Genomic DNA, 12,421 nt, shown 5'->3' with positions numbered 1-12,421 from the left:
GTCATTCATCTCATCATCAAGGGGAGAATTGAAAAAAAATTGAGATTTAATAAAAAAATTTTTCTCAGGCCATTGTGTAGTTGATGTCATCACATTATGATCCGCCGCCTTTTATGGTTTCTTGGTGCAGGAAAGTGCCACGATAACTTTTTTAATATTTTGTTTTATTTGTATTTTCTAGGGGAAATATGCATTCTAATCAGTTGGCAAACCCAGGCCCACTGGGTTTAATGGGTTTTGGCATGACCACCATTTTGTTGAATCTGCACAATGCAGGTTTTTTCCCATTGGCATCGGCAATTTTGAGCATGGGAATCTTTTACGGTGGCTTGGCTCAGGTGCTGGCAGGCATCTTTGAGTACAAAAAAGGAAATACGTTTGCTGCAACCGCATTTACCTCTTATGGCCTGTTCTGGTTGAGCCTGATCGCTTTGCTTTTCCTGCCCAAAATGGGGTTGGCTGAAGCAACTGATCACGAGTTCTTTGGCATTTATCTTGCCCTGTGGGGAATTTTCACGCTGTTTATGTTCTTTGGTACGTTAAAAGCGAACCGTGTCCTGCAATTTGTATTTGGCAGCCTGACGCTGCTGTTTGCATTGCTGGCAATCGGCAATATCACTAGCAATGCCAGCATTTTGACTTTCGCAGGTTTTGAAGGTGTTATCTGTGGTGCAAGTGCTTTTTATCTGGCAATGGCTGAAGTTCTGAATGAGCAATATGGCCGTACTATTCTGCCAATTGGTGAAGTGAAACACGCTTAACCGTTTTTAACAGGATGAGCCATTTATGCTCATCCTGTGCTTTATTAATCCTCTAATTTCCTACCTACTTTTTCAGATAGATTTTTTCCGCAAGTAAAATCCCAATAATAGGCCAATAGCCGATAGGGTCATCATATAGTAAGCGGGTGCCAGTGCGGTATATGTCAGCAGTAAGGTGACGAAGATCGGTGTTAGCCCCCCAAAAATGGCATAAGCCAAATTATATGCAAATGAAATGCCACTAAACCTGACTTCTGGTGGATAGCTTTTCACCATAACAAAAGGGGTGACGCCAATCACACCGACAGTCAGACCAGTGAGGGAATAAGCACTAAATAGTTTGAGCGGTTCATGGCTGATATTGTGGTAGAAAAACCATGTTGTGGCAGCCAATAGGATGCAACCTATAATCAGCACGATACCGGCTCCCCATTTATCGCATAAGTATCCGGTAGAGATACAGCCAATCGCCAATGAGATAATCGCCAGACTGTTTGCTTTCAACGTCAGTGATTGTTCAAGATTAAATACTGTCTGCATATAGGTTGGCGTCATCAAGATGACAACGACAATGCCAGCAGAAAGGAGCCATGTAAGCAGCATGGAAATAGAGATGGCGCGCTTGTAATTAAAAACGACAGTTTTTAGTGGCAGCTCTTCTGCCAATGCTTTGCGTTCCTGCATTTCCTTGAAGACAGGGGTTTCATGCAGCCAGCGGCGCAGATACATAGCGCATAAACCGAAAATACCGCCTAAGAAAAATGGCAGACGCCATGCCCAATTTAGGACTTCTTGTCTGGAATAAATCGAAGTAATAATGGTTGCGACGAGAGAACCAAATAAAATCCCCAAACTCAATCCTGCCGTTAAAACACCACAGGCAAATCCGATGCGTTTATGGGGAACATGTTCTGCCACAAAAACCCAGGCTCCGGGTACTTCTCCACCAATTGCGGCTCCCTGCATAATCCGCATCAGTAGCAGCAGGATAGGGGCAGCCATGCCTATGGCGTCATAGGTGGGTAACATGCCGATAGCCAGTGTTGGTACAGCCATTAACAATATGCTGAGTGAAAACATTTTCTTACGCCCAATGAGATCACCAAAATGGGCCATGATGATCCCACCTAAAGGCCGAACCAGATAACCCGCCGCAAAAATACCAAATGTCTGTAGTTGTCTGAGCCATTCAGGTATATCTGCAGGGAAAAAGAGTTCCCCAAGTGCAACAGCAAAAAAGATAAAGATAATAAAGTCGTAAAATTCCAGAGCGCCACCTAAAGCCGCTAAGGACAGTGTTTTATAATCTTGTTTATTTAATGGACGATTATAGTGTTCTGACATAAGTTACCGATTTATAGTTATAAAATGGGTTCTGAGGTATTTATTTTCAATGTTCTGACCAGACTCAAAATAGATGAAAATAAAACTTATGCTATATTAAAAGGTATTTATTCTACAAATTTTAAAAAGAATCCATTGTGGTAATATGTCACTTAGATTTGAACAGAGGAAGAATTTACAGCTACATATTCAGGAGAAATGTGAAATAGAAGAGTACCCAACCCACATGTTATACCACTTTCATGTCGAATATTTTTTGTCAATTAAGGGGCGAAATACTCTTCCATAACGCGATGGATCTCAGAACTTATTTTGGCAGATGTTGTTTCAATAATGAAATAACGGTTTCAATATCCGGCAATGAAGGATGCCCAACTATTCGTTGTAGTGAAACATCAAAATTTTCGTGCCAAACGGGTTCAATAACGTAATAGCCATCATCACGTAATTGCGTAATATTGCGGCGTGTCGCTTTTTTTTCCCACATCACGTGTCCCATGACAGGAAAAAAAAGCACAGGAAATGTGGAGGCCAGAATAACCGTAGTTAATCGATTGGTTGCGCCACCACAAGCAACGGTTGCAAGTGTATTAGCGGTTGCAGGTAAGACTGCCAGAATGTCATGATCCGCGACAATACGTGAAGGTTTGTCTGTTGGCCAATCGTGTGGCATCTCTCCACTAATGACCCGATCGGCATAGAGTGCTACGGTTGAGGCGGGTAAAAAGGTGGTGGCATTGTTTGTCATCAATACTGTTAATGTACAGTCAATTGTCGCCTTAATTGCTGAAAGATATTGGGGGAGGAGAGTGATATCCACTGATCCGGTTGCCCCAATTAAGATCCGAGGTTTTATCTGTGGAATTATTTCATCATTTTTCATCGGTAAATTAGCCTCTTGTTCTAAAAATAAATGATTAGCTATATGCGTTAGCGTGTTCCAGTAATCCGTCTAGTTGTACTAAGTAAGAACCTTTATTACGACGCTCTTGCCATTCCCGCGGATATCCCAAAGAGACTTCCAAATGAGCAACATCTTGAATATATTCGAGATTGGGAATGTGTAAGTGTCCATATACCACCATACGAACCCCTTTTTTTGATGCCCATCGGTGAGTTTTTTCACTGCCACACCAAATAGAAAATTCGCTATTGCGTAAGGACTCGAGCGGCTTACGGATGATGGGAAAATGGCTTATTAGTACGATATTTTCGCCATCTGGAATGGCATTCAAGCGTTTTTGGGTATATTGGATACGTTCCTGACACCAATCGATAATATTTCTATGAGGATAGGTTTTCAGGAAGAACTCATCAGAGCTAATGACACCACAACGACGAGCGCGCTCGATGGCCTGTTCCGCTGTATAGTCACAGGTATTTCTAAATGAATAATCGTATAGGGTAAAAATAGGGGCAATGATCACCGTTGCCCCATTCCCCATGCGGTAATGACGAAACTCATCTTCAGGGGTGAGTACGTTATGTTGTCGGCAGATATTGACCAAATGTTCATAACGCAGTACGCCAGGTAACTTTAATTGATCTTTTGGTGTGCACCAAAGTTCATGATTTCCTGGTGTCCAGACGACTTGAGCAAACCGTTGTGAAAGCATACTGATGACCCAGGTAAAATCTGACTCCTGTTCTGCAACATCGCCTGCCAACAGTAGCCAATCGTCCGGTGTTGATGGTCTAAATGATTCAACGATAGCCCTATTTGTTGCGTGAGACACATGTAAGTCACTGACGGCCAACAGCATAAACTCACCTCTCTAACTTTACCTGTAAGTTTCTTTAAAAATTAGGGCGTTCCTGGAGGCGCTTCTCCCCATCCCCACTTGGGTACAGTTTCGCGACGTGAAGGGGTCGCATTGGGTTGAGAATTGGCCTCAGCTCTGCGTGAACCCCATTCGATATAACTTGCAAATGCTGAACGAAATTCAGGATCAGAAGGTAAACCGATTTCATCAGCAGATTCCATCAACAGTTCTACCCATCTTTTTCTTTGTTCGGATTGAATGCTTCTGCCTCTGTGGCGGCTTAGCATGACTTTGAAGCCGCCACGATCTTTGGTATAGCGATCTTCTCCGCCGAGCACTTCTTCCAACCACATGGCGACATGGCCTGGATGATCGGATTTCATGTTTTTGAACAGCGGAGCAAGCAGTTCATCTTTTTCGACCTTGGCATAAAAGGTGTCCATGAGTTTCATAAGCACCTCACGGCCACCCATCCATTCAAATAAGGTCGGTGTTTCATTTGCCATAACATAACCTCTCGTATGAATATATTAATGATGTTGCGACTCAGGTAATGACTACTTTTTGATACCTATTACCCTGACTCCAAAGACGCAATGGCCTTGACCTTATCCAACCGCCCCTTTGGTATGAGATTGTCACCGAATGAATAAGAATCTGAATAATTCACCATTGATATGATGGGTCGAACACCACGATAGGCAATAAAAGAAACTTCTAGATCTATCTTAAAGAAGCAGGTTGCATCGTCCACAGCCATATCCCAGTTTCCGGTCTTTGCCCAATTAAGAATGATCGAGTTCCGTTGACTAACATTGACTGATCGAATGAGACACGATTTGCTGTTCATTTGATTCATACCAACATATCCTATCCAACCGTGAATTATTGTGTTTTAAAGTCCAATTGATTTACTGATGATTTCTTGCAGCACTTCACTGGTTCCACCGTAAATAGTCTGGGCGCGGCTATTCAGCCAATTCTTGCCAGCAATGGAATCCCGCATGTAACCTAAGCCGCCGTGCAATTGTAGGCAACGATCTGCTACTTTCATTTGCAGTTCGGTCGTCCACCATTTGATGCGAGCCGCATCGACTAAACTGAAAAGCCCCTGATTAAAAAGATCAACGGCATTATCCAGGTAGATTCGGGCAATTTTTACTTCGGTATCTAATTGCGCAAGAACAAAACGGTTGTATTGAAAAGAGCCGATCGGTTGATTGAAGGCTGTTCTTTCTTTCACATATTCCAGTGTGCTCTGCAATATATGTTCTGCACTGGCAACCGCCACGGTTGAGATGCTGAGGCGTTCGCGGGGCATAGCCGACATAAAGTAATAGTTACCGAGGTTTTCACGGCCAATCAGGTTGGTGACAGGAACTTTACAGTCATGGAAAAAAAGTTCAGCCGTGTCGCTGCCATGCCAGCCAATTTTCTTTAATGGCTCTCCTCTGGTGAATCCGGGCATATCCCGTTCTATTGCCAGTAAACTGATACCCTGGCCTTGTTGCCCCTCGTCTGTTTTTACCGCTACCACGATCAGATCCGCATTGATGCCATTGGTGATGTAAGCTTTGCCGCCATTCACCAGATAGTTATTGCCTTGACGTTTAGCCACGGTTTTAATGTCTGCTGTATTGGAACCCCCACTCGGCTCCGTCATGGCAATGGCGGCAACCCGTTTTCCGCTACACAATTCTGGTAGCCATCTTTTTTTCTGCTCCTGATTACCGAGAGCAAAAATGTAGCTGGCAACAATATCGTTATGAGCAACGATCCCTGGTACAGTCACACCTGCTTTGATAAGTTCCTCTGTCAGAATGACCGCGAACCGATAATCGTTTTTTCCCAATCCCCCAAACTCAGGGCTGACACTCATACCTAATAACCCTGACTGACCTAATTTCTCCCAAAAGGTGCGCTCAACCAGCCCATTCTCTTCCCATCTTTGATGCTCAGGGATGATTTCACGCTCCAGGAATTCACGACAGGATTTCCGGTAATTATCAAAATTATTAATCTCAATACGCATATTCACTCCAGGTTCTTTGGCGGCTCATTGTTTTATTTAAATGGTTTTATTCAGCAAGATTTGTTTAATAACATCCCAGTGGCGGTACACAGCAAAGTGATCCCCTTCAATATGGGTGAGTGAAATATCGTTAGCGGTGTAATTTTTCCAGGCTTCCATGTCTGCTAAAGTGACATAACTGTCATGAGTGGCGGAAACCAGCACCAGTGGATAGTTCACTTGTATATTGCCAAGCCGGGGAAATTGGCTGCGTATCAGGTAATCATTGCGCAATTGCCGGATGATGGGTTTTATCAGCGCAGGTTCGTTTAAAATTGCTTCGGGTGTCCCTTGATCCGCTCTGGTTTTCTGAATCAATTGCTCATCTGTCCATTCATGCCGTTCATCTTTGGGTTGACGATGAGGGGGGACAGAGCTGGATACCACGCTAAATAAAGGGGAAGTGCCATAGTTTTTCATTAACGCCTGCCCCACCGCGATACTCAGCACGCCACCAAAGCTATGACCAAAGGTGATCCACTCCGTAATACCTTGCACTTGTTTTTGCTGGAAATCGGCCCAGATATCTGATGCCAGTCGTTCAATCAGGGCGTCGAGATCGTGAATTTCAGGCTCTTTAGCTAGATAACCACGACCTGGGATCGCAACGGGTTGTAAGGTTGCAAATTGGGTGGTCATGAGATCATTTAGCCAGGGGCGATAAATCGCTGTTGTTGCTCCTGCATGGGGAAAGGCATAAATCACCCGTCTGCGATTAGTTGCCATTTGTCCTCCGCTCGCTGGTGGTTTCTCTCTCTATTAAAAAACTGACAATGCGTTCAGCAGTCATAATGGTTGTCAGATTCGTTGGCATAGAAGGAATGGTGGGGAATAGAGAAGCGTCAGCAACTGTCACGCCCGTAATGCCGTGGACTCGGCCATCTTCTTGCGTGGCGCTATCAGGATCATCATGGGTGCCCATTCTGAGCGTTCCAGATGCATGCCAGCCTGGATTAACCAGGTTTTTGATTGCACTGTTCATGATTTCATCGTTATGAATCATGGAGTCTGACCAAAATTGGATGCCATCGAGGAAAACATCCACTTCTGGGTGGCGTAAAACTTGCCAAATCTTACGTACTCCCCCGACAAGGCGTGCGATATCTGATGGGGAGTGAGTCAATGGCAGATCAATTTGGGGTAATACCGTGGGCGTAGCGGAATTGATGAAAACTCGTCCTTGGATCTCTGGGCGCATTAACATGACGGAAGCACCAACCAGCATTGGATAAGTCACTCGATCTCTGAACCCCGGTACGGTGTCACTGGCAACATTGTTCAGCAAGCCAATCTGTACATCAACTTTTGCGTCATAACCGCTTCTAATACGGGCAGCAATTTGCCGCCACGGCAAGCCCGTAGTACAAACACCGGCTTTAGGCAGTGCCCAGAGTACCACGGAAGCATGGTCAGTTAGATTTTTGCCAACGGCGGGCACTTGCGCAACAACAGGGATACCTAATTTGTTCAGATGTACTGGATCACCGACACCTGAGCGTTGTAATAAAGTTGCTGAACCAATTGCGCCAGCGCAGAGAACAATTTGTTTGGCCTGATAAACCTGCTCTTCTCCCGCCTGAATAATTTTTACTCCTGAAGCGACAGTACCGTTGAAAATGATCTGGGTGACCAAGGTATCTGTCAGCACATGCAAATTTTTTCTATTCAGGATCGGTTCAAGGTATGAACGATACACATCGACTCTTTCGGCGCCGTTAACGACATTGGCGGGAACAGGGCCGACAGCGGGATCTTCACCGATATTGAGATCATCGACGTAAGGTACACCAAACTGTTCGCAGGCATGGGCAAAAGCCATATCAAGAGGGTGGATCTCGTTATTTGCTGGTCTGCGCAGACACATCGGTCCTTGTGAGCCGTGGTTATCATCACCGAGATAGTCAGTGTCATTCTCCAAATGCTTAAACCACGGCAGAACCTGCTGCCAAGACCAATTAGGGCAACCCATTTGAGTCCATTGATCGAAATCGCTTGGAAATCCTCGCAGGGCAATGGCACCGTTAATGGCGGAAGAACCCCCAAGGACTTTCCCCACGCGATAATTGAACGGTTTGCGCTCCTTGTGCTTACGAGTTTGTTGTTTGTTATCTGGTTTATGAGCAGGAGAAGCAATGAGAGCGGCGAACCGATCATCATCATTGCGCACATTGGCTTCGTAATCCCAGTTATACCCTTCCAGCACCAACCTTGACGCATCCCTGAGTGGGCTAGCAGGGTTGTGTACATCAGATCCGTGGCCTGCTTCGATCAGCAGTACGGATTTTGTGCTATTTTCAGACAGGCGAGAGGCTGCCACGCATCCTGCTGAACCACCGCCTACCACGATATAATCATATGTTTTGGTCATGCTCATTCACCGTTTGGGATTGGATGATTGTTTCGATGATGCGAGAGAAAGACTGAATATTAGAGTTCATGAACAACCCTTCGATAATGTCCTGTTCGCCAACTGGCGTAATATTAAATTCCTGTCGCAGAGCACTCAGTAAACCGACGGCATGGAGTGAATCACCGCCAATATCAAAAAAACCATCGGTGACATCAAAATCGTCATGCTGAAGCTGTGCTTGCCAGAGTTTCAGGATCTTTGCTTCTATCTCATTCGCCGGTGCAACTGGAGCATCAGCGTGTTCTTCGCTGTCAGACCAGGGAACAGGCAGCGCTTTACGGTCAATTTTTCCATTACTGGTTAATGGCATATGGGGCAATAAAATGTAATAACTGGGCACCATATAAGAGGGCAACGTTTTGCGGGCAATTTCCCTCAATTGATCCTGAAAATGAGTCGGCTCATCCAACGTTTCTGGTGTTTCAGGCACAACATAGGAGACGATATGTCGTTGCCCGGTTTTGGCATGAACGGGGGCATCAATGACGACATGGCTGGCATTGTCGTGGGTTAAAAGACAGGCTTCAATTTCACCTAATTCAATGCGATAGCCATTGATTTTTACCTGATTATCTTCACGCCCTAAAATCTCTATCAAACCATCGGCAATATATCGTCCCAAGTCCCCTGTTCTGTACAGTCTTTCGCCCGTGGTGGGATGAGTAATAAAGCGTAGGGCTGTTTTTTCTGCGTCTCCCAAATAACCTTGAGTTACGCCGATTCCGCCAATATAGAGTTCTCCGGTTACCCATTTGGGGCAGGGAAGGAGCCAGTTATTCAAAACATGGAAAGTTTGATTTGCTAACGGCTTACCATAAGGAATGCTTTTCCAGTTTTTGTCAATTTTCTCAATGGGATAATGTATCGACCAGATAGAGCCTTCAGTCGCTCCACCGAGACTGATGATCGCAGTATTTGGCAAACTTTCCCGAATACGCTCAGGGAGATCGACAGGTATCCAGTCTCCGCTCATGAGGATTAGCTTTAATTGGGTTGCAGACAGTGCGGAACTATTTCTGTCTACCAATACTTTCACGGGAGCGGGAACACTGTTCCAGATCGTAATTTGGTGTTTGATTAGCATGTCTAGCCAGATTTTTGGATCATTGGCTGTTTCTGGCATGGAAAAAATAACTTTTCCTCCTGCCCCTAATAGTCCGAAATAGTCATAGACGGACAAATCAAACCCAGCAGGTGCGACAGACAACACAACATCTTTTTCTGTTACCTGAAATTTATGATTAATATCAAGCACGGTATTGGCCGCATTACGGTGGGAAGCCATCACCCCTTTCGGCTCCCCCGTTGAGCCGGAAGTAAAGATGACATAGGCCAGATCATCTAATCCTTGCATTGAAGGCATGGCAGACCAATGTGCCGTAGCTATTTGCTCTGTATCCATTGCCTGATGCATAGAACACTCATCCAGATTGATGCGAAGTAAATCCGTAAATTCATCATGTGCAAAAACCGTGCTGTCAGTGACAATCCCTTTGGCTGAACAGCGGTTGAGTAAACTCATGCGGCGTTCCGCAGGTAGTTGGGGATCAATGGCGACATAGGCAGCACCTGACATAAGAACACCCAGTAAGCCAATGACTAACTCAGGACTTTGTGGCAGGGAAACAGCGACAATATCATTGGGATGAATGGGGACAGCAGTTCGTAGTTGTTGTGCTATCGCATAGGCTCTGTTAGCCATTTCTGCATAAGTAACTTGTTTTTCGCCTTGTATAAGAGCAATGGCATTGGGAAATTTGCCAGCGGCTTGCAAAACCATTTCATGTAGCAGTTTGATATCAAGCTCGGTATCTGTTGCATTGGCTTTTGTTCTTTCCAGTAAATCTGAGGCAGGTAATTTCACCAATGATACGTTTTGATCCCAGATTGAATCGTCTTCTGCACAAGTCGTTATCAGTGCCATATAGGCATCTAACATGGTTTCCACCATGCCATCAGGGAATAGCTCATTAACTGTATTCCAGTTAATTTGTACATGCTCATCAACACGAACAATTTGGTTCTCTAACCAGATTTGTGGAGTTTGATTGCTGCTATAAACCTGGGTCGCTTCCGTCCAGCCAATATCTGCCACAACGTTATCCAAATTGGCTGTCAGGGTGTTGCTAAATACGACGGGGGCGGTTGCAGCCCGATTGCCATGACTGCGGCGGGTCAGTTCTCTTAGAACTTGAACACCATTGTAGGAACAGTGCCAGCGGTTCAGCATCAAATTAGTCTGGATCTGTACCAAACGATCATTGAGGCTTTCTTCTCCTGTACCTCCAATTCCCAGTAACATGGGTTGCAGGAAATTACCGACTACATTTTCAATACCATCAAAGTAGGGGCGGCGACCAAATTGCGTAACTGTCAGTGTAAAAGTTTGACGTTTCGACCACTGGCGAAGCACTTCTGTGTACATGCCGAGAAGTACAGTTTCTAACGTTAACTTACGTAATTCTGCTTTTTTTCTAAGCGCTAATAATGTTTCAGAAGAAATTGTTCGGCTGTAACGTTTGAATACAGGCGGAGAAATTATCTCTGGCGCATTTTTTAACGGTAACTCAGGCGGTTGAGGTAAATGCTCTAGCTGATGTTCCCAATAATTTTTATCGCGTAATCCTTGGGGTTGTCCCTGTAGATAACGTTCTAATTTGATATAATTGGGAAAATTTAGATTGTCAGGTAGAAGAGGTAGTTTATGGCCTTGATAAACTTGCCACCAGTCACGTAATACCAAACGGACACTATGAATATCGACAAACATCAAGTCGAAGTAAATATGCAGACGGGTAATATCATTATTTAATATTGTTGCCCGTATATCGAATGTAGGTGCTTTATCGACAGGTAATAATTGAGTTTCCATTTCCTGACGAAGTTTTGCCAGCCTATTGTCTTTTTCTGACTCTGACCACTTTCTACCATCCTGAATAGGAATGACGTAATTTAATGGTGCGGGTAAAATTCGCTGTTGCCCATCTAAAGATAAAGTTGCCCTTAACATAGGGTGATATTCAATGATTTTGTTTAATGCGTTATTTAATGAATTTATATCTAATGAATGAATATTTAATTCAATATATAGGCAACTGGTTAATCCTCCTAGTTCTAGTCCAGGATTACGCCCAATTAAATAGGCATATTGAATATCTGTTAGTGGGGAGTTTTCTGACTCAATCGTATCTTCTTGCGGAGTTACAGGAATAATATCATTTATTAATGGTAATCTGTTTTTGAGTATCCCATTAACCTGCTCTTTTAATTTTGATAGCTCTACTTCTAAAATTGTATTTTCTGGTTTATATAATTCAGGGAGATTAGCGGTTTCTAATCCGGATTCTTGTAATGCCTGGAGAAAATTTTGCATGCATTATCCCTTGTATTTGATTAATAGGTTAATTTATGTTTTTGAGGTTATTTTTTATCTTTGAAATAAAATAGTGCTGGGAATATGGTTGAAATTATCAATAAATAATCTTTTTACAGTTCACTAATTTATTTTGGTGAAAATAAATATCATTTACTATCAGATTAATATATTGACCTGCATGTTTAAGATAAAAGCAGTGCATATTTAGACGCCTCATTAATCTTAGTAATGTGTTTAAGTTCTATTTGTTGGTTTTCTTTCGTGCAAAAATAACATGTTTATAACTAAATGTAATATCAAATAATAATGTTTTATTAACAATTCTTGTTGTCGCTGTAGGTAAATTAATAACATTTTGAAATTATGTTATTGCATTATTTTTAACTTTCTTAATGGTCATTTTATGAAATTATTGTATTTATGATTGGCAAATTCTCCATTGTTTTTCTCTCTGGTTAAATTTATTCATTAGAATTTATATAATTAATTTTTTGATTATTATATTTATCCAATATTGATTGGATAAATTTGTGTGATTTATTTTAAGGGTTTTAATAACTGATTGTTATTAATTGATAGCTTATGTCTATCTTGCTGATAGGAAAAGATCTATTGATCTAACTATAATGTTCAATATAATAATTGAATTAAGGGTGTGGGGTATTTTGCCCCCACATTTCATTTATAAGCTACATT

General features: G+C 43.1%; 9 protein-coding genes. 1 reads left to right on the top strand and 8 read right to left on the bottom strand.

Annotated features, from left to right (window positions below; all coding sequences use genetic code 11):
* The first annotated feature begins 188 nt into the window (after positions 1-188).
* The gene (gene satP, locus WDV74_RS13770) at positions 189-761 is read left to right on the top strand and encodes an acetate uptake transporter (RefSeq protein WP_338883359.1); all 573 of its coding nucleotides are present in this window, start codon (positions 189-191) and stop codon (positions 759-761) included.
* 72 nt (positions 762-833) lie between these two features.
* On the opposite strand, the gene WDV74_RS13765 is transcribed toward satP, so the two are convergent.
* From WDV74_RS13765 to WDV74_RS13730, 8 genes are all read right to left on the bottom strand, one after another.
* Positions 834-2,105: an MFS transporter gene (locus WDV74_RS13765; RefSeq protein WP_338883358.1), complete on the bottom strand. Its 1,272-nt coding sequence runs from the start codon at positions 2,103-2,105 to the stop codon at positions 834-836.
* 307 nt (positions 2,106-2,412) lie between these two features.
* Positions 2,413-2,988 carry a flavoprotein gene (locus WDV74_RS13760; RefSeq protein WP_338883357.1) on the bottom strand — a complete coding sequence of 192 codons (576 nt, stop codon included), beginning with the start codon at positions 2,986-2,988 and terminating at the stop codon, positions 2,413-2,415.
* A gap of 34 nt (positions 2,989-3,022) precedes the next feature.
* Complete coding sequence (locus WDV74_RS13755; protein ID WP_338883356.1) at positions 3,023-3,868, bottom strand: metallophosphoesterase; 846 nt, start codon at positions 3,866-3,868, stop codon at positions 3,023-3,025.
* Positions 3,869-3,909: 41 nt separating this feature from the next.
* The gene (locus WDV74_RS13750; protein ID WP_338883355.1) at positions 3,910-4,374 is read right to left on the bottom strand and encodes a group II truncated hemoglobin; all 465 of its coding nucleotides are present in this window, start codon (positions 4,372-4,374) and stop codon (positions 3,910-3,912) included.
* Between the two features lie 389 nt (positions 4,375-4,763).
* The gene (locus WDV74_RS13745) at positions 4,764-5,900 is read right to left on the bottom strand and encodes an acyl-CoA dehydrogenase family protein (RefSeq protein ID WP_338883354.1); all 1,137 of its coding nucleotides are present in this window, start codon (positions 5,898-5,900) and stop codon (positions 4,764-4,766) included.
* A 36-nt stretch (positions 5,901-5,936) separates the two neighbouring features.
* The gene (locus WDV74_RS13740) at positions 5,937-6,665 is read right to left on the bottom strand and encodes a thioesterase domain-containing protein (protein WP_338883353.1); all 729 of its coding nucleotides are present in this window, start codon (positions 6,663-6,665) and stop codon (positions 5,937-5,939) included.
* The gene (locus WDV74_RS13735) at positions 6,655-8,307 is read right to left on the bottom strand and encodes a GMC family oxidoreductase N-terminal domain-containing protein (protein WP_338883352.1); all 1,653 of its coding nucleotides are present in this window, start codon (positions 8,305-8,307) and stop codon (positions 6,655-6,657) included. Before WDV74_RS13735 ends, WDV74_RS13740 begins: the two co-directional genes overlap by 11 nt.
* Positions 8,291-11,722 carry an amino acid adenylation domain-containing protein gene (locus WDV74_RS13730; RefSeq protein WP_338883351.1) on the bottom strand — a complete coding sequence of 1,144 codons (3,432 nt, stop codon included), beginning with the start codon at positions 11,720-11,722 and terminating at the stop codon, positions 8,291-8,293. The genes WDV74_RS13735 and WDV74_RS13730 overlap by 17 nt, the downstream gene beginning before the upstream one ends.
* Between the last annotated feature and the right edge of the window lie 699 nt (positions 11,723-12,421).

It is taken from the genome of Xenorhabdus sp. TH1 (assembly GCF_037260955.1).
GTDB lineage: Bacteria > Pseudomonadota > Gammaproteobacteria > Enterobacterales > Enterobacteriaceae > Xenorhabdus > Xenorhabdus griffiniae.
This window is presented reverse-complemented; position numbering and strand designations above follow the sequence as displayed.